Source organism: Flavobacterium sp. FG19 (genome assembly GCF_057809475.1).
On record NZ_JBMDKA010000018.1, the window covers coordinates 46,477 to 65,106 of the forward strand.

Consider the following 18,630-nt stretch of genomic DNA (forward strand, 5'->3'; position numbering starts at 1 on the left):
AGTTTAAGCTGTAAAGGATTAAGTTTTTAAGTTTTAATTAAATCGAAAACCTTAGAAACTTAGTATCTTTGCAGCTTAATAACTTAAATAAAGAATGGCAAAAGTAGTATTAGAATGTTCGTTTTGTGGAAGAAAAAAGCCAGAAACTAATTTATTAATAGCCGGTATCAATGCACACATTTGTGATAAATGTATTGAGCAGGCACACGGAATTGTTTTAGAAGAATTAAAATCCAGCGGAAGCTCTAAACTGGTTGGAGATTTAATCCTAAAAAAGCCAAAAGAAATCAGAGCTTTTCTGGATCAGTACGTTATTGGTCAGGATCAGACAAAAAAAGTAATGTCGGTTGCCGTTTACAATCACTACAAACGTTTAATGCAGCAGCAGTTAGACGATGAGGTAGAGATTGAAAAAAGTAATATTATCATGGTTGGACAGACCGGAACAGGAAAAACACTGGTTGCCAAAACGATCGCTAAAATGCTGGATGTTCCCCTTGCCATTGTAGATGCGACTGTATTAACAGAAGCCGGTTATGTAGGAGAGGACGTTGAAAGTATTTTAACCCGTTTGCTGCAGGCCGCCGATTATGATGTAACCAAAGCCGAAAGAGGAATTGTATTTATAGATGAAATTGATAAAATTGCCCGCAAAAGCGATAATCCGTCTATAACACGTGATGTTTCCGGAGAAGGAGTACAGCAGGCGTTATTAAAATTATTAGAAGGAACCGTTGTAAATGTGCCGCCAAAAGGAGGACGTAAACACCCGGACCAGAAATTTGTCGAAGTAAATACCCAAAATATACTGTTTATTGCAGGAGGAGCATTTGATGGAGTAGAACGTATTATTTCAAAACGTTTAAACCGTCAGGCTGTAGGATATTCTACTTCTAAGAATACCGATAATATCGACAAAGACAATTTGTTACAATATATTATCCCAAAAGATATTAAGGATTTTGGACTTATTCCGGAGATCATTGGCCGTTTACCGGTTTTAACACATATGGATCCGTTAGACAAAGAAACGCTTCGTGCTATCCTGACACAGCCTAAAAATGCATTGGTAAAACAATATCAGAAATTGTTCTTAATGGATGATGTTGAATTTAGTATTACCGATGAAGCTTTAGATTTTATTGTAGATAAAGCTTTAGAATACAAATTAGGTGCCCGCGGATTACGTTCGCTTTGTGAAGCGATCTTAACAGATGCGATGTACGAACTGCCAAGTTCTGAAGATAAAGTTTTATCGATTGATAAAGATTATGCAGAACATACCTTAAGTAAAAATTTATTGAAGCGAATGGAAATTGCTTCTTAAGAAAATATAGTACAACACACTTTTTTAAGTTTTAAACTTTGAAAAGTTCAAATTTTATAAAACCTGTTCATTTATTTGGGCAGGTTTTTTTTATGACTATCAACAACTAATTTTGAATGAAACAAATTACAAAACTGAGAAAAAATCCTATATTAGTTTAAAAATAGAATTATGAAAAAAATAAAACGGAGTCTGTTATTTTTAATGCTGTTTTCTGTGACCACTATTTTCAGTCAGGCGAAAACGGCTGTAATCAATGATTTTGTAAAGGCCGTTTTTATTCAAAATAAATCGGCACAGTTTATCGCCGATCAGTATATTTATTTTGAGCCCGTTACCGACCCTAAAGTTTCCTCTACTGAAAGAATGAAATTTATTGAAATGTTATTATCGAACTTAAGGAAGGAAAAAATTAAAGCATTTGATTCTTCTAATTTTCAAGTTGTAAATTACGCAGATTTTAAAGGAGATAAAGTAAAGTTTTTACATGAAACAAACGATTCTTATATTGTTCTCAGTAACAATATTCCTCTTGTTTATGTGTATATGAAAGAGAATAGAATATTTTCTTTTAATTATGTTTTAAAAGGAGGAGAGGCACTTTTTATAACGTATTAATTTAATGTTTTTTTGATATCAGTTTATTCATAGGGAAGGGCATGGCAATTAACCATTATTTACTTGTGCTGGTTGTTTTTTTATTTTCTTGTAATAAAGAAAACAAAACAACAACCGTTTCTGAAAACAAACATAAAATCGAAATAGTTTCAAAAGAAAAAGCCCGGCATGAAATCAACTACAGCGATTATTATAAAGCAGCAGCAGAGTACTGTATAACGAATAATTTAAACAAAAATCAGTTTATCCTAATCGACTTAGGACTGCATTCCGGATTAAAACGTTTTTTTGTATACGATTTTAAAAAGAAAGAAACCGTTAAATCGTATATGGTAAGTCATGGCTGTGGAGACAATCAATGGGGCAGAACCTCTTCAAAAGAGAAACCGCAGCTTAGTAATGAATTTGATTCGCATTGTTCTTCGCTGGGAAAATATGTGATTTTAGATCGTGGTGTGAGTCAGTGGGGAATCAAAGTTAATTATGTTCTGCAGGGAAAAGACAAGACGAATTCCAACGCCCGAAGCCGAGCCATCGTTCTGCATTCCTGGGAGGCTGTTTCGGATAATGAAGTTTATCCTGAAGGAACACCGGAAGGCTGGGGCTGTCCGGCAGTTTCAAACGAAAGCATGAAAGAAATTGATGCACTTTTGAAAACGAATAAAAAAGTTTTAATGTGGATTATCAAGTCCTGATTTTGGTAGTTATGAAAATAAAACGTTCTAATTAGCCCTGATCGAAACGGCATCCTTTTGTTGTCTCGTTTTTCTAACGAGACAACAAAAGATATAGTGGAGAGCAGGAATCAAAGGTTCTTTTGAAAAACGAATCGATCTGCTCCTAAAAACTACTGCACCCTAAATTTCTCGCGGTATTCAATAGGTTTCATTCCGACCATTTTATAAAAGACTTTACGGAAAGCCTTTGGGTCGTTGTAGCCGGTTTTTTCGATAATTTCTGAAATCGAAAGCTGCGTTTGTTCCAGGTATTTTTTTGAACTTTCTACTCTTATATTCTGCAGATATTCAATGGGCGGAATTCCGGTTACCTGTTTAAAACGGCGTGTCATGTTTCTGGCGCTTGTAGGGATATCTTTAGTGATTTCTTCCAGTTTTTCGATACTATGATACTGGCTTTCTATTTTTTGCTGCAGCTGGGCGACCAGAGCATCGTTATGCAAATGATTGGGTCTGAAAGTACTGAAATAACTCTGTTTGTAGCGGTTTAAATCAATAGAAAAGATCTTGGCAATCTGTACCGCCGTTTCATTTCCGCAGTATTTTTGAATTAAAAGAATCAATAAATGGAAAGTTGAGGTTGAACCGCCGCTGGTATACAAACTGCCGTCTGCTGTTAAAGTCTCTTCGGGTTTTAGTTTTACAAGCGGAAAAGCTTTGGTAAAAGCACTGCAGGCGTCAACATGAGTAGTGGCCAGTTTTTCGTTTAATAAGCCCGAAGCCGCAAACAAAAAAGCTCCCGTACAAAAACTCGCCAGTTCGGCTCCTGCCTTATGCTGTTTTTGCAGCCAGGGAATAAATTTCCTGTTTTTGGCAATCATTTCGGCCATATTATCAGTGGTAAAAGCCGGAATCAGAATTAAATCTAAAGCTTCTGAATTTTCAATAGCGTTGACTTCATATCCAAATAAGTTTTCCTGATCGATTTGTTCAGCCGACTGAAAAATAGTAATTCCGAAAGGTTTTTCAGGTTTTTTGCTTAATTTATTCGCTGTTTCAAAAACTTCTAAAATGGCGGCTATACTTAATAATTTGTAATCGTGAGGAACGATTAAACCTACTTTCTTGCTCATGATGGATGGTTTTTTGGAAAATTAATGGCAGAACAAATGTAAGTATTTTGTCTTAAATGCCCCTAAAGTTGACTTTTATTGTATCCGGAAGGAGGCTTTAAAAAACTAAATTTGTTTTTAAATAATTGTAACTTTATATCTTATGGAAACGAAAATGTATTTAAATCTGGCTGTAAAAGAGCTGAATAAGGCGATAAAATTTTTTAACGAATTAGGTTTTTCTGTGAATCCGAAATTTACAAATGAAAAAGGAGTTTGCATTGTCATTGGTGAAAACATCAATGTCATGCTTTTGGCAGAAGCGTTTTATCAGACTTTTACAGACAAGCAGATCTGTAATTCTCATACAACCAGTGAAGCCCTTATTTCTATTTCGTTAGAATCAAGGGAGAAAGTAGATGAAATGCTTGAAAAAGCAGTTAAGGCTGGTGGAACCGATTATAAAAGAGAGCAGGATTATGGATGGATGTATCAAAAAACTTTTCTGGACTTAGACGGGCATCATTGGGAAGTTTTCTTTATGGATGAAAGCCAGATTCCGGAGAACATGTAAATAATCAATTAAAACGAAGCAAATCACAAAAACTATAAAAATGATCACAATTAAAAACACAGTTAAGGCATCTCCTGATAAAGTCTGGAATTTCTGGAATACTCCGGAACATATTACAAAATGGAGCTTCGCTTCTCCTGACTGGCATACGCCTTACGCAGAGGCTGATTTGAGAGAAGGAGGGAAATTCAAATCGACTATGGCAGCAAAAGACGGAAGTATGAGTTTTGATTTTGAAGGTGAATTTACCTTAGTAAAACCAAACGAAGCGCTTTCGTACGTTATGGCTGACGGAAGAAAAGTTGAAATTACTTTTACAGAAACAGCAGATGGTGTTGAGATAATAGAGCGTTTTGATCCGGAAACCCAAAACCCCGAAGAAATGCAGCGTGCCGGCTGGCAGGCTATTCTGGATAATTTTAAAAGTTATGTTGAGGCTGATTAATCAGACACCTTAAAGTAACACCTTTTCAAATAATACAAACTTAATTTAGCTTACATTACTTATATGGTTTAAAAAGAAATAAAAAAAAATATCTAACCCAACAAAAAAAACAAAAAATGACAAAACAAATATGGTTGAATCTTCCTGTAAAGGATGTGGCAAAAGCGAAAGACTTTTTCTGGAAAATTGGTTTTTCGTTTAATGAACAGCATGATACGCCAAGTTCGACGTGCATGGTTGTAGGTGAAGGACATTTTGTAGTAATGCTTTTCGAGGAAATGCTTTTTTCAGGTTTTTCTCAAAACGGCCTTACCGATACTAAATTAAGCTCGGAAGTATTGATTTCGATCGATGCCGAAAGTAGAGAAGAAGTTGACGAATTAGCGGAAAAAGTCAAAGAAGCCGGCGGAACTGTTTTTGCTCCTCCCGCTGAAAGTCAGGGCTGGATGTACGGCTGCGGTTTTGCCGATTTAGATGGTCATCGTTGGAATGTTTTATTTATGGATTTTAGTAAATTACCAGATTAAGATGGAAAAATTAGTATTTAATAGTGAGATAAAGGCTTCTAAAGAAAAAATTTGGAAAGTCTTATGGGACGATAGCACCTATAGAAAGTGGACAAGCGTTTTTGCAGAAGGGAGTTACGCTGAATCGAATTGGAACGAAGGGGACAAAATTTATTTTTTAGGACCAGGCGGAGGAGGAATGAATAGCATTATTGAAAAGAAAATTCCGTATGAATATATGGCTTTTAAACATTTGGGAGAAATAAAGGATTTTAAAGAAGTACCTATTGATGATAAAGCGAATGAATGGAGCGGTTCAATGGAAACGTATAGATTAGATCAAAAAGGCGATTTTGTAGATCTTCATGTAGAAGTAGATGTAATTGAACAACATCTCGATTATTTTAAAGATGCTTTTCCTAAAGCCTTAGAAATTATTAAGGAGTTGGCTGAAGGGTGAGAAAATAGAGAATAGAATAAAGAGAATAGAATAAAGAGAATAGAATAAAGAATTATTTTTTGTAAACAACAAGCAACAAACAATTAACATTAAAACACATAAAACATCATGGCAGCAATAAATCCATATTTAATGTTTAACGGAACTTGCGAAGCAGCGTTCCTGTTTTATAAATCAGTTTTTGGCGGTGATTTTCCATATATCGGAAAATATAAAGATGCTCCAACAGAAGAAGGAGATGCACCGCTTTCAGAAGAGGCTTTAAACCGAATCATGCACGTTTCACTTCCAATTGGGAATACTATTTTAATGGGAAGTGATAGTCATCCGAAATACGGAGATGTAGGTTTTGGAGATAATTTCTCTGTTTCTGTCAATACAGAAAGTAAAGAAGAGGCAGATAAAATCTTTAATGGACTTTCGGCTGGTGGAAAAGTAGAAATGCCCATGAATGATACTTTCTGGGGATCTTATTTCGGAATGTTTAAAGACAAATTCGGGGTAAACTGGATGGTAAGTTTCGATAAAAATGAACCAATGAAATAATGTAAAAGTTATGTTATTTCAATAGTAAAACATAATTGTTAAATTACTTGAAAAAGCACATGAAAATGTGCTTTTTCGTTTTAAAAAAACAAGGATTATTCTTTTTTATCATCAGGAGATTACCGATTTTTGTCGCTTTCAAAATCAATTTAGATAAAATGGCAGCAGAGGATAAAGAAATTATTTTATTAAAAGTTTCAGGACACGATAAAATAGGGGTTACAGCAGGTTTAACAGCCGTATTGGCAGCTTATGATGCGAATATCTTAGATATTGGCCAGGCTGATATTCACGACACGCTTTCTTTAGGGATTTTGTTTGAAATTGCTGCAGGCTCTTCATCTGCACCTGTTTTGAAAGACTTGTTGTTCAAAGCTTACGAATTGGAAATTAAAGTAAAATTTATCCCTATTTCAATTGAGGATTATGAAAAATGGGTAAAATCACAGTCTAAGCAGCGTTATATCATTAATATTTTAGGCGAAAAACTGGCGGCTTCACAACTGGCAGCCGTTACTAAAATAATGTCTGATCAAAATTTAAATATTGATTCTATCATACGTTTAACAGGAAGAACTTCTATTGTCGAAAAAGAACAGTATCCTCGTTCTTGTATTCAGCTATCTGTAACGGGAGAAATTGTCAACAAGATTATCATGACGGCAAGTTTTATGGAAATTTCCAGAACGCTAAATGTCGATATTTCATTCCAGGAAGATAATATTTACAGAAGAAACCGCCGTTTGGTTTGTTTCGATATGGACTCTACATTGATCCAGACCGAAGTTATCGACGAGCTGGCTGAACTTAACGGAGTAGGCGATCAGGTTCGTGCTATTACAGAATCGGCTATGAATGGTGAAATTGATTTTAACGAAAGTTTCAAAAAACGTATGGCGCTGCTGGAAGGTTTAAGCGAAGAGGTACTTCAGAAAGTGGCAGTAAATCTGCCTATTACACAAGGTGCACACCGTTTGATGAAAGCTTTGAAATACTACGGATATAAAACCGCAATCCTGTCAGGAGGATTCACCTATTTTGGTGAATACCTGCAGAAAGAACTTGGAATCGATTATGTTCATGCCAATCAGTTAGAAATAAAAGACGGGAAATTAACTGGTAAATATTTAGGAGATATTGTAGACGGACAAAAGAAAGCCGAATACCTTAAAGCCATTGCAGAAAAAGAAGGCATTCATATTAACCAGACCATTGCGGTTGGTGACGGAGCAAACGATCTTCCAATGTTAAACTTAGCTGGTTTAGGAATTGCTTTTCATGCAAAACCAAAAGTAAAAGAAAGTGCCTCTACTTCAATCTCAAGTTTAGGATTGGATGGTGTTTTATACCTTTTAGGATATCATGATAGATATATTGATATGATGTAGAAAATTATTGTTTACGATTTTTGTCATTTCGACGTAAGGAGAAATCTTCGCAAGTAACTCGACAAAGATTGACAATTTTGATTGCGGAGTTTCTAGTGAAGATTTCTCCTTATGTCGAAATGACATACATAACTAAAAAAACAAAACCTCAGTCTTTTTAATAAAGAACTGAGGTTTTTTTATTTGGGCATGTCCCGCCAGAAAAAGGCGGGTCGGGCTATTCGTTACAATCTTTTATGGTTTACGATAGCTATCGGAAACCATAAAAGGATTTCCACTACTATCCCTCATGCGGACCAATAGAATTAGCGTCTTTAAATTATCTCAAAAATTAAATTAACTTTAGTTCTAACGTGATATCCCTCATGTTCTCCACACAGCCAGTTTGGAGATTTCAGGATCACTTTTTGAAGGTCTTTTTTTGCTTTGTTTCCCATTTTATTATTAACAAAAACATTGGTTATCGAGCCATCCATTTCAACAACAAAATTTAAAGAAATTGGTCCTTTAAAATTTTCGCCTGTCTTTGTCTTTTTGAAGTTCTCTAAAATGAATGCTGTAAATTTATCTTTGCCGCCATTAAATTCGGGCTTTACTTGAACTGTTTCAAATTCATAAAGTTTTTTTTGGATATGACTTAATGGTTCAGCCTCCTGACAAGTTGATTTTTGTGCCAGAAAGATAAAAAATAAATAGAGAAAGACTTTTTTGGGCATGAAGAGTGACTTTTTTTATTTTCTGGATTCCAGTTCTTTTTTGATTGCTTTTAAAGTATTCATATTTAAAATGAAAATAGGAAGCAGTGCAATCGGGATAATATTCGAAGCGCTAAAACCTTTATTGGCAATAAGAAACATATTAAGCCCAAAGAGCAGCAGCAATACAACCCCAAAAATATAAGTTACAGTTTTTAGCGATTTCTGCGTTTTGATCAGCTCTTCGCTGCTCATTTCACGGAATTTAGTATTTTTCATTTTATATAATTTTATAAGAGAAGACTAAAGAGTTATTTGTAATGGGTAATTTTTAAAACTTTTGAGTTTTTTGCGTCAATAATAATTAAAAATGTCCCACCTAGTTTTTCAAACGATAATGTCCCGTTGATAACCCAATAATTATCAATTAGATAGGTTTCGTAAGGTTTCTGATCCTTAATTTGTGATTCTCCATAAATCCCAAAAAGAATAGGTTCAGCTATTTTTATGGCAGTAGTATGGTCTTTTATTAGTAGTTTCTTATTATCAACAAGATTATGCTGTTTGGAGTCACTAACATTAAGTGCATTTTTCAATTCCTTTTCAGCGTTTTCTTTTCCCAATTTCAGATGAGTGACCTCAGAGCAGGAATTAAAGATGCTGATTAAAAAAATAAGAGTTAAAACTTTAATTTGATACGGTATTTTTTTCAGGGTTCTATAAGCCAAAACTATATTCAGATAAGATATAATTTAACACATTTCTTTCAGCTGTTCCAGATAATCTCTCTGGTTTGAAAGTCTCGGGATTTTATTCTGCCCGCCCAGTTTATTTCTTTCTTTTAACCAGTCGTAAAACAAATTTTCGCGGGCTACATTGATTACTAAAGGGTTTAAGGTCATATTGTTATAACGTTTGGCTTCATAATCAGAGTTTAAAGTCTGAAGGGTTTCGTCCAGTACTTTTTGAAAAAGGCCTACATCGGCAGGGTTTTTCTTAAATTCGATCATCCATTCATGGGCACCTTTTTCCTTGTCCTGCATAAAAATAGGAGCAACCGTATAATCAATAACTTCGGTCTGCGTTATCTGGCAGGCTTTGGCAATAGCCTGATCGGTATTTTCTACCATTAATTCCTCCCCAAAAACATTAATATGATGTTTAGTCCTTCCGGTTACTCTTATTCGGTAGGGATTTAATGAAGTAAAACGAACGGTATCGCCAATTAAATAGCGCCATAAACCGGAATTGGTTGTAATAACAATGGCGTAGTTTTTATTCAGCTCCACATCGGCGAGACGTACGATTTTTTGATTAGGCATCCCAAAAGTGTCCATTGGAATAAACTCATAAAAAATACCATAATCAAGCATTAACAGCAAATCGCTCGAATTGTTTAAGTCCTGAATGGCAAAGAAACCTTCGGAAGCATTGTAAATTTCGTAGTATTTGAAATCTTTGCTGGGCAGGATTTTTTTATATTGTTCTTTATACGGAGAAAAGCTGACACCTCCGTGAAAATACACTTCAAGATTAGGCCAGAGTTCCAGTAAACTTTGTTTGCCGGTGTTTTCAAGAACCTTATTCATTAAAACCAGCATCCAGGAAGGCACTCCGGCAAAACTAGTTACATTTTCATTTTTGGTTTCATTAATAATCGCAGCGATTTTACTTTCCCATTCGCTCATTAATGATGTTTTACTGCTGGGAGTACTGCTGAATTCTGCCCAGATAGGCATATTTTCAATCAATATGGCCGATAAGTCACCAAAAAATGTATTGTTGTTTTCATAAATTTGGGAACTTCCGCCCAAACGAAGACTTTTTCCTAAAAACAATTCTGAATCTTCATTATTATTTAAATACAAACAAAGCAAATCCTTACTGCCTTTATAATGACAGTCTTCCAGTGCCTCACTGCTCACCGGAATAAACTTGCTTTTGGCATTGGTAGTACCGCTCGATTTGGCAAACCATTTAATTGGCGATTCCCAAAAAACACCCTGCTCACCCTGACGGGTACGTTCAATTAAAGGCTGTAATTCTTCATAAGCAGAAATGGGAACTCTTTCGGCAAAAGTCTGATAAGAATTAATAGAGGCAAAATCATATTTTTTTCCAATAACCGTATTTTCCGATGCTACTAATAAATTATGTAATAGTTCCTCCTGAACCTCATTTGGATATTTTAAAAAAAGTTCAATTTGGTGTATCCTCTGTTTCAGCACCCAGGAAGCGAAAGAATTTATTATTGATAAAGGCATGGATAATGGTTGTTGTTAGATATTAGTTTTGCCATTACTGGTAAATCAGGAAACTTAAAATTTGAATATCAGAAGACAAATAGTAACTTTGCTGTCATATCAAAAATAGTGTTTTTTGTAATAAAAAACACGTTGTATTGACTAAAGATTTTAATTCAAAAAATGATTTTCAAAAATTAAAAATCAAAACTTTGAACCGTAAATCTGAAATCTGAATATTTTTAAAACCTACAATTTTAACCCAATGACATATCAGGGCGTACTCACAAAAATGCAGACTGAACTTGGAAATCCAATTCAGTATTATTTAGTTTTTGAAGACAGTTTTTTGAATCTTAATCAGTTACTGAACAAAGAAATTGAGATTAATTTTGTAGAGTATGAATGTCTGAACTGTCACAAAAAAAAGAAGATATTCAGACAGGGATTTTGTTATGACTGTTTTTATTCCAGTCCGGCTGTAGGAGACTGGATCATGAGACCGGAATTGAGTACGGCTCATTTAGGAATTGCAGACCGTGATTTAGAATATGAACAAAAAGCGCAGCTTCAGCCCCATATTGTATATCTGGCTTTGTCCAGCGAGATCAAAGTAGGGGTAACCCGAAAAAGTCAGGTCCCTACACGATGGATAGATCAGGGGGCCACTCAGGCAATAGCCATTGTTGAGGTGCCTAACCGCTATTTGGCCGGAATTACCGAGGTAGCTCTGAAAGAACATTATGCGGATAAAACCAATTGGCGAAAAATGCTCCAGTGTACTACAGAGTCTTGTGACCTGATACTGGAGAAATCGAAAGTTGAAAACTTGATTCCCGCAGAAGTCAAAGATTATTTTTACAGCCAGAAAAATGATGTTTACGAATTGCATTATCCGGTTCTGACGTATCCGGCTAAAGTAAATAGTCTTAATCTCGATAAAACGCCTTCTTTTCAGGGAAAACTGACAGGAATTAAAGGGCAGTATTTAATATTTGAAAACGGGACTGTTTTTAATGTTAGAGGTTCAGAAGGTTATGTTGTGAATATAAACGTCTAGAATTTTTAACTCCTTGTCGATTTTTATCAACTGCCTGTCTATGTTTTGTCGTAGATTATGTTAAATGTTGTATTTTTATTTCGTGCAGAAGCATAAAAAATGAAAATATTGATAGATTTCGTTACAATTTTGTAATGAAGACTTATCAGTAGAATTTACTTTTACAAAGAAAAAGAACCTACATTTGGAGTTACACCAAAAATGTCCGGATGAAAGTTTTGTTTTTTTAGAAGTTAATTTTTTTTCTGTTTCTAAAATAACCCCCCGAAAAATAATACCACATGAGCAGCTTAAAAAAAGTTAACGTTAATGTAGTCAGGCGCGGCTTAATGCGCATTTTAACCAAGAACATTGGGAATTCCGGTATTGGTAAAAACGGAACGATTGACAAAAGTAAAATCAAAAAAGTATTAATCTGTCGTCCGAATGGCAGACTTGGAAACTTACTTCTTGTTACACCTTTAATTCAGGAAGTTACCAATACTTTTCCTGAATGTACCATCGATTTATTTGTAAAAGGAACTCTGGCACCCATTGTTTTGGAAAAATATGATAATATCGATAAAATAATAGACCTTCCTAAAAAACCTTTCAAAGAATTAGTAAAATATTTTAAAGTGTGGACTTTAATAAAAAGACAGAATTACGATCTGGTTATTAATGTCGACCAGAATTCTTCTTCAGGCAGGTTAGCAGTCCAATTTTCAAATGCCAAATATAAATTTTTTGGAGACCTTCCGGAAAATGTACAATTAGACTATGACGATCATGCTCATATTGCGAAGTATCCCATTTATAATTTAAGATATTTTCTAAATCAGTTAGGAGTAGAAGATAAAAAAGAACCGGTTCCGCTTTTGGATCTGAAATTAACCGAAGAAGAAACAGCAAAAGGCAGATCTATTCTGAACAGCATTATTGACGAACAGAAAAGAACAATAGCGATTTTTACATTTGCTACGGGAGAAAAGTGTTATAGTGTTGAATGGTGGGAAACATTTTACGCCGATTTGAAAAAAGAATATGCTGATTATAACATTTTTGAGGTACTGCCCGTAGAAAATGTGTCACAAATTAATTTTCAGGCCCCTTCATTTTATAGCAAAGATGTTCGTGAAATAGGTTCTGTACTGGCCAATGTAGATGTTTTTATTGGGGCCGACAGCGGGATTATGCATTTATCCAGTGCCTCAAAAGCACCAACAGTTGGTTTGTTTTCGATTTCAATTCTAAAAAAATACCAGCCTTATGGAAACAATAGTATAGGAATTGATACTAATAAATTAGGGATTCCGGATTATATAAGTGCTATAAACAAGATCTTGGATACATAATTAATCAGATACTCATAAAAAGAAAACTGCTCAGAGAAACGAATTCCTGAGCAGTTTTTTTATGTGAAATACTTTTAGTTTTTCTTCTTGAAAAGTCCATTGATTAAATCAGAAGCTTTTTTGGTCGCTTCCTGAGTTTTCTGTTCTTTTTCTGTTTTTGCTGCCTGAGTAGTATCTTTTGCTTTAGTGTTTTTATTGATTAAATCAGTTAAAGCGGCAGTACCTTTCTGGGTCAGTTTTTCTTTCTGCTGATTGGCAACCTGAGAAGCTAAGCTTGTAACAGCACTTTTCATATCGGTAGTAATTTTTGGATTCGAAAAATTACCTCCAATTATAGCGTTTATCGGAATGTTTTCCAGTTTAGCAGCATCGGCAGGAGACATTTTGGCGATCAGTGCATTGGCTTCTGTTCCTAAATATTTAGCCGGAACATCCAGTTTTAAATTATAGTTCATTGTCTGATCAAAACCATGAGTTCCGCCAACCGTTACTTTAATATCCTGATATTTGATGTCAAATGGTTTGATGTTTACTTTTCCGTCATCAAAAGTCAGTGCCATTTTTAAATCATTTAAATTCAGTTTGTTTAAATCCAGGAATTTAATATTGGAAGTTAAAGAATTTAATACCGTAGAATTTTTAGCATTTACCGTTGTTGAAAGCAGCTGTCCTAATAAATCTCCAGAAAGTGACTTTAAATCAGGCGTTAATTCCTTCTCATCTAAATTTCCGTTCAGTTTAATAGTCGAATTCAGCTTACCATTAATGATTCCGGCAATTGGAGCTATTTTTTTCATCATATCCAATTGTGTAAAAGTCTGTGCAATATCTACCTGGTTGAAACCTAAATTCATGTCAAAAGTAGGCACTTTCGTTTTAGTCGAAACCGCTCCTGTTAAACCAATGGTTCCGCCAAAGATTGACGTTTTAAAGTTCTCTAACTGCGCTTTTTCGTCTTTGATGATCAGTTTTCCCGAAACATCTTTTAGTTTCAGGTTGTCATATAAAACGGTTGTCGCTTTTGCATTTAAAGTACAGTTTAAGAAAGCCGGTATTTTCATAGCTTCAGCCGGTTTTGCTTCTGTTTTGGTTTCTGTTTTAGCAGGTTCGCCTGAAGTCATAAAATCATCAACAGCCAGCTGGTTTGAACTCATATTAAAGTTTCCTTTAAGTTCCTGTTTCTTAAACATAAAACCATAGAAATTTTCCAGAACACCATTAATGGCGATATCACTTTTTCCGGTAGTAGCATTAAACTGTTTCAGATTAATGGTACTAGGATTAAATTCTACTAATGCCGTACTGATATTCATTGATTTGTTGTTCTCATCCGTATACTTAAATCCGGATAAACTCATCGTTCCGGCATTTTTAATGTTTTGATACTGGCTTTTTTCTACAGAAGCCATATCAAAATTAGTTGTAACATCAGCTTTTAAAATACCTGCCAGAGGTTTGTCCATTTTAATTGGATATGCTTTTGAAAGATTCGCCAGATTGATAGTCCCTTTTAAAGCAGCATTTACAAGCGGATTTACCGTAATGTTTCTCACATTGGCTTTGGCACTGAAAACATCCTGATCGATTCTGAAAGACAGTTTGTCTAAATTAACATAAGTGTCATTCAGGATTCCCGTTTCATTTATAATTTTAGTATCGATTACAATATTCTGAACTGATTTTGGGAGGTTCGGATATTGGAACGAAGCATTGCTGGAAGCAATTTCAATGTTGAATTTAGGAACAGTAGTTTCCGTAAGCTGTCCTTTTGCAAAACCTGCAACTGTAAATTCTCCTGTTGTTTTTACCCCGTCAAGACTGGAAGCATAAGCCGAAGGGATTAATCCTAAGAAATTGGTAAAGGATGACGTAGGAGTTTTAAACTTTAAATCATAAACCTGTCCGGCTTCCACCATCTGAATAAACCCGTCAAACTCTAAAGGAAGCTGGTTAATTAAAGCTTTGTTTTCCTTAAAAGTATATTTGCTCTGGTCCAAATCGATTCCTAAAACAGCATCCAGCGTTAATTTTATATTTTTCATATAATTAACCTTATCCATATCCAGAGATACATTGGCCGTAGTTTTGGTATTTAAATCCAGTTTCGAATTAGTAAAATCTCCCGTTCCTTCATGGTTCAGGCTGTCAATTACCATTTTTATTTTGGAACCCTGATCGATGTATCTGAAAGTAAAATTCTCGATTTTGTAGTTCTGAATTTTTAAAGACAAAGGACTGCTGGCCTCGTCTTTTTTATCCTCGTCTTTTTTATCTTTTAAAGCAATATCAAAATTTCCTACACCGTCTTTGTTAAAGATAATGTTGATTAAACCGTTTTCAGAGGTGATTCCCTGAATGTTTAAAGGTTCGTCTTTTCCTTTAAAAAGTTCTTTGATGCTCATTTTCAAATTTAATTGTCCCAATGAAACCAAAGTATCCCCTTCAAAAGGCGCTTTGTTAATGATTACCAGTTTCTCGATTCCGACCGCTGCATTAGGAAAGTTTTTAAATAAACTTAAATCAGCATCAGCAAAACTAACTTTAGCATCCACACTTTCATTGATGGCATCGGCAATTTTTGCTTTGATCTGGTCTTTAAAGAAATACGGAATGGCAAATAATGCGGCCACAAAAACCACAAGGACAATGGCTGTTACTTTTAAAATTTTCTTTAACATATTTATAGGTTTGAGGTTTAATTTTGAAAAATTGACTCATGCAAAAATAGTTTTTTTATTGAACTACCGGGATAAAATTTTCTCAAAAAAGTAGGAAAATTACAGATGTTAAAAATAAAAAAATCCGTCTGATACTTTTCAAACGGATTTATCATTTTATTGTTGCAGTTATTTTTTAATAAATGAAACAATCTTAGTTATCATGGTTTCAGAAATCGGAAGGTTCTCATTGTTATAGCTTTCCAGATTGGCCTGTTTAGTATCATCAACTGTTTTCATAATATGATTCATTTTGTCAATAATGGCCAGTTCTGCATTTTTGCTATCCCGGGACAAATTTTCAGCATCTTTAACGGTAACCTGTAAATCATTATTTCCCTGTATGATCAAAACCGGGACAGTCAGTTTTTTAATCTCCGTTTGCGGATCATACTTAAACCAGGAAATTAAATAAGGCTGAATACTTGGCCTGAAAAGTGAATTCAGAAGCGGATCGACTTTGTTTACCTTATTGCCATTTTTTAAACTGTCAATAATAGGAAAGGTCATATCTTCTAACTGTTTGTTTGATTTAGAACCAATCTGCAGTTTTAAAAGTTGATCTGCAGATTCTCCCGCTCCGGCAATCGAAATAAATTTATTTGCTTTTGCTCCGGCAATCATACCAATTAACGAGCCTTCGCTGTGGCCTATAACCGTTAACTGAGTAAAACGTTTGTCCTGTTTTAAGAAGTTAATCCAGCTTTTAACATCTTCGGTATAATTTTCAAATACCAGTTCCGACTCACTAACAGCTGCGGCTTTGCTTTCTCCAATTCCTCTTTTGTCAAATCGCAGGGAGGCAATTCCGTTTTGGGCAAGTGCTTCCGCCAGCATTTTTAATGAATTGTTTTTCATCATCGGATTATTTCCGTTTCGGTCTGTAGGACCCGAACCGGAAATAATTAATGCCACCGGACATTTTTTTATGTCATCAGGAACCGTAAGCGTACCATAAAGCTGATCCGTGTTAATTTTTAAAGTAACATTACTTTCTTTAAACGAATCCTGCTTAGGATTTTGAGCATTTATATTTGTAAAGACCAAAATGCCGAAAAACAGAAATACCTTTTTCATGCTGACGGAATTATTTAATATTGATTCCAAATGGCATAATAGCCTGAACACCCTGCTGTCTTTGGTATTTCTTAATCTGCTCCAGAAGTAAATAGTTTTCTTCGCCTATTTCTTCTTTAATGAAAGCTTCTTTAGATTGCGCAAAAGGCAGGCTGGACATTAAATCGCCTAATGTTTTTTCGTATTCAGGATAATTTTGGGTGCTGTAATCTTTAATTTTTGCCATTTTTGCCGCTTCGGCTATAGCATCGTTTAAACCGCCAATTTTATCCACTAATCCTATTTTCAGGGCTTCTGCTCCGGACCATACTCTTCCTTGTGCAATAGCATCAACCTGCTCAAAAGTCATTTTTCTTCCTTCGGCCACATGTGTCACAAACGTTTTGTAAATCTGTTCTACTCCTTCAAGGGTAAACGCCTTGAATTTTTCGTCAACGGGAACAAACGGACTGTAGTTGGCTGAGTTTTCGTGTGTTTTTACCTGTTCTGTATTAATTCCTAATTTATTAGCGAGCGGACTAAAGTTTGGTAATACACCAAAAACGCCTATAGAACCTGTTATTGTATTGCTTTCTGCGAAAATTTTGTTGGCATTGCAGGCAATATAATAGCCTCCTGAGGCAGCGTAATTCCCCATCGAAACTACAACAGGTTTTACTTTTTTGGTAATTTCAATTTCTCTCCAGATCAAGTCAGAAGTTAAAGCACTTCCTCCCGGACTGTCAATTCTTAAAACGATCGCTTTTACATCCTCGTTTTTGCGGGCTTCCTGAAGAGAACGGCGCATGGAACCTTCACCAATAACGGTAACATCACCTTCGCCTCCTGCAATTTCGCCCTGAGCGTAAATAACCGCAATCTGATCATCAGCCATATTGGTTAAAGCTGTGGTCATGTTATTCTGCGTATAATCTAAAATGGAAATTTTATTATAATCTTCGTCTTCTTTTACTTTTAAAGCCTTTCTGATGGCATTGTGATACACATCTTCATAGGCTACAATATCAACTAAACGCTGTGTTTTAGCCATGTCAGGAGTTCGGGCCAGTAAGCCGTTGGCAATTTCGTTTAATTTCGCAACCGGAATATTTCTGCTTTTTGAGATGTCGCTGCAAACTGCTGACCAGATCGAATTTAAAAGAGCCGTTACCTGTTCTCTGTTGGCATCGCTCATTTTATTTTCTAAGAAAGGTTCCACCGCACTTTTGTATTTTCCATGACGGATCACTTCCATATGAATGCCTGATTTATCCTGAAAGTCTTTAAAAAACATTACTTCAGACGAAAGCCCCTTAAAATCCAAATCTCCGGCAGGATTTAAATACACCACATTAGCCACAGAATTTAAATAATATTCTTTCTGCGAATACGTATTAGCATAAGCCCAGACAAATTTTCCTGATTTTTTAAAACTTTCAAGAGCATTTCGTAAATCTTTATATTGAGCAAGACCTAATGAAGACTGGTCATTTAAAATAGAAATTCCTTTAATATTACTGTCGGTTTTAGCGGCTTCTATCGCTGCAATAACATCAGTTAAACCAACCCCTTTTTTGTCTGAAAAAACAGTTACCCACGGGTCTTTGTATTTTCCTGCATAATCATTATTGATCTGTTTTAAATCCAGTTCTATAACCGAATCATTTTTAACAGAGACTTTGTCATCTCCTCCAAAAATGGCTCCAATAAAAATTACACCAAAAAAGGAGAGCATGACAAATACAAAAATACCGATAACTGTGGCAATTACATTTCCTAAAAACTTCATAAGTATATATTTTTTTAATAAGTATCAAAAAGGTTTGGTTTGTTACAAATATAATTGAAATAAGCTTGAATTCGATTGGACGG

19 protein-coding genes are annotated in these 18,630 nt (G+C 35.0%); 11 read left to right on the forward strand and 8 right to left on the reverse strand.

The genetic code is table 11. From position 1 onward, the window contains the following. The first annotated feature begins 94 nt into the window (after nucleotides 1-94). From clpX to ACODST_RS17565, 3 genes are all read left to right on the forward strand, one after another. Nucleotides 95-1,327 (forward strand): ATP-dependent Clp protease ATP-binding subunit ClpX, encoded by a 1,233-nt coding sequence (clpX, locus tag ACODST_RS17555; RefSeq protein ID WP_488933404.1) that lies wholly within the window; start codon nucleotides 95-97, stop codon nucleotides 1,325-1,327. A gap of 171 nt (nucleotides 1,328-1,498) precedes the next feature. Continuing rightward, a complete protein-coding gene (locus tag ACODST_RS17560; RefSeq protein WP_488933405.1) occupies nucleotides 1,499-1,945 on the forward strand; it encodes a hypothetical protein in 447 nt (148 codons plus the stop codon). A 41-nt stretch (nucleotides 1,946-1,986) separates the two neighbouring features. Next, nucleotides 1,987-2,640, forward strand: a complete 654-nt coding sequence (locus tag ACODST_RS17565; RefSeq protein WP_488933406.1) for a murein L,D-transpeptidase catalytic domain-containing protein — start codon at nucleotides 1,987-1,989, stop codon at nucleotides 2,638-2,640. A 152-nt stretch (nucleotides 2,641-2,792) separates the two neighbouring features. On the opposite strand, the gene ACODST_RS17570 is transcribed toward ACODST_RS17565, so the two are convergent. Beyond that, nucleotides 2,793-3,755 carry a GlxA family transcriptional regulator gene (locus ACODST_RS17570; protein ID WP_488933407.1) on the reverse strand — a complete coding sequence of 321 codons (963 nt, stop codon included), beginning with the start codon at nucleotides 3,753-3,755 and terminating at the stop codon, nucleotides 2,793-2,795. Between the two features lie 142 nt (nucleotides 3,756-3,897). On the opposite strand from ACODST_RS17570, the gene ACODST_RS17575 reads away from it, so the two are divergent. The 6 genes from ACODST_RS17575 (at nucleotide 3,898) to serB (ending at nucleotide 7,653) form a co-directional block, all read left to right on the forward strand. Beyond that, nucleotides 3,898-4,308 carry a VOC family protein gene (locus tag ACODST_RS17575; RefSeq protein ID WP_488933408.1) on the forward strand — a complete coding sequence of 137 codons (411 nt, stop codon included), beginning with the start codon at nucleotides 3,898-3,900 and terminating at the stop codon, nucleotides 4,306-4,308. Nucleotides 4,309-4,348: 40 nt separating this feature from the next. Next, the gene (locus tag ACODST_RS17580) at nucleotides 4,349-4,753 is read left to right on the forward strand and encodes an SRPBCC family protein (RefSeq protein WP_488933409.1); all 405 of its coding nucleotides are present in this window, start codon (nucleotides 4,349-4,351) and stop codon (nucleotides 4,751-4,753) included. A 116-nt stretch (nucleotides 4,754-4,869) separates the two neighbouring features. After that, on the forward strand, nucleotides 4,870-5,280 hold the full coding sequence (locus ACODST_RS17585; RefSeq protein ID WP_488933410.1) for a VOC family protein: 411 nt from the start codon (nucleotides 4,870-4,872) through the stop codon (nucleotides 5,278-5,280). A 1-nt stretch (nucleotide 5,281) separates the two neighbouring features. Next, on the forward strand, nucleotides 5,282-5,719 hold the full coding sequence (locus ACODST_RS17590; protein ID WP_488933411.1) for an SRPBCC family protein: 438 nt from the start codon (nucleotides 5,282-5,284) through the stop codon (nucleotides 5,717-5,719). A 108-nt stretch (nucleotides 5,720-5,827) separates the two neighbouring features. Beyond that, the gene (locus tag ACODST_RS17595) at nucleotides 5,828-6,265 is read left to right on the forward strand and encodes a VOC family protein (protein ID WP_488933412.1); all 438 of its coding nucleotides are present in this window, start codon (nucleotides 5,828-5,830) and stop codon (nucleotides 6,263-6,265) included. A 158-nt stretch (nucleotides 6,266-6,423) separates the two neighbouring features. Then, nucleotides 6,424-7,653: a phosphoserine phosphatase SerB gene (serB, locus tag ACODST_RS17600; protein ID WP_488933413.1), complete on the forward strand. Its 1,230-nt coding sequence runs from the start codon at nucleotides 6,424-6,426 to the stop codon at nucleotides 7,651-7,653. Between the two features lie 314 nt (nucleotides 7,654-7,967). Here serB and ACODST_RS17605 read toward each other — a convergent pair whose 3' ends face one another. From ACODST_RS17605 to ACODST_RS17620, 4 genes are all read right to left on the reverse strand, one after another. Then, nucleotides 7,968-8,369: a hypothetical protein gene (locus ACODST_RS17605; RefSeq protein WP_488933414.1), complete on the reverse strand. Its 402-nt coding sequence runs from the start codon at nucleotides 8,367-8,369 to the stop codon at nucleotides 7,968-7,970. Nucleotides 8,370-8,384: 15 nt separating this feature from the next. Beyond that, nucleotides 8,385-8,627, reverse strand: a complete 243-nt coding sequence (locus tag ACODST_RS17610) for a redox-active disulfide protein 2 (protein ID WP_488933415.1) — start codon at nucleotides 8,625-8,627, stop codon at nucleotides 8,385-8,387. A gap of 32 nt (nucleotides 8,628-8,659) precedes the next feature. Continuing rightward, nucleotides 8,660-8,971, reverse strand: a complete 312-nt coding sequence (locus ACODST_RS17615) for a YbbC/YhhH family protein (RefSeq protein WP_488933416.1) — start codon at nucleotides 8,969-8,971, stop codon at nucleotides 8,660-8,662. A 129-nt stretch (nucleotides 8,972-9,100) separates the two neighbouring features. Then, nucleotides 9,101-10,612, reverse strand: coding sequence for a GH3 auxin-responsive promoter family protein (locus ACODST_RS17620; protein ID WP_488933417.1), 1,512 nt, complete (start codon nucleotides 10,610-10,612; stop codon nucleotides 9,101-9,103). A gap of 244 nt (nucleotides 10,613-10,856) precedes the next feature. On the opposite strand from ACODST_RS17620, the gene ACODST_RS17625 reads away from it, so the two are divergent. Both ACODST_RS17625 and ACODST_RS17630 read left to right on the forward strand, forming a co-directional pair. Beyond that, nucleotides 10,857-11,651, forward strand: a complete 795-nt coding sequence (locus ACODST_RS17625) for a DUF2797 domain-containing protein (RefSeq protein ID WP_488933418.1) — start codon at nucleotides 10,857-10,859, stop codon at nucleotides 11,649-11,651. Nucleotides 11,652-11,932: 281 nt separating this feature from the next. Further along, the gene (locus ACODST_RS17630; protein ID WP_488933419.1) at nucleotides 11,933-12,985 is read left to right on the forward strand and encodes a glycosyltransferase family 9 protein; all 1,053 of its coding nucleotides are present in this window, start codon (nucleotides 11,933-11,935) and stop codon (nucleotides 12,983-12,985) included. Nucleotides 12,986-13,059: 74 nt separating this feature from the next. Here ACODST_RS17630 and ACODST_RS17635 read toward each other — a convergent pair whose 3' ends face one another. The 3 genes from ACODST_RS17635 to sppA form a co-directional block, all read right to left on the reverse strand. Then, a complete protein-coding gene (locus ACODST_RS17635; protein ID WP_488933420.1) occupies nucleotides 13,060-15,663 on the reverse strand; it encodes an AsmA family protein in 2,604 nt (867 codons plus the stop codon). A 168-nt stretch (nucleotides 15,664-15,831) separates the two neighbouring features. After that, entirely contained in the window at nucleotides 15,832-16,779 is a 948-nt protein-coding gene (locus ACODST_RS17640) for an alpha/beta hydrolase (protein ID WP_488933421.1), read from the reverse strand. A gap of 10 nt (nucleotides 16,780-16,789) precedes the next feature. Beyond that, nucleotides 16,790-18,547, reverse strand: coding sequence for a signal peptide peptidase SppA (gene sppA, locus ACODST_RS17645; protein ID WP_488933422.1), 1,758 nt, complete (start codon nucleotides 18,545-18,547; stop codon nucleotides 16,790-16,792). Nucleotides 18,548-18,630 lie beyond the last annotated feature (83 nt).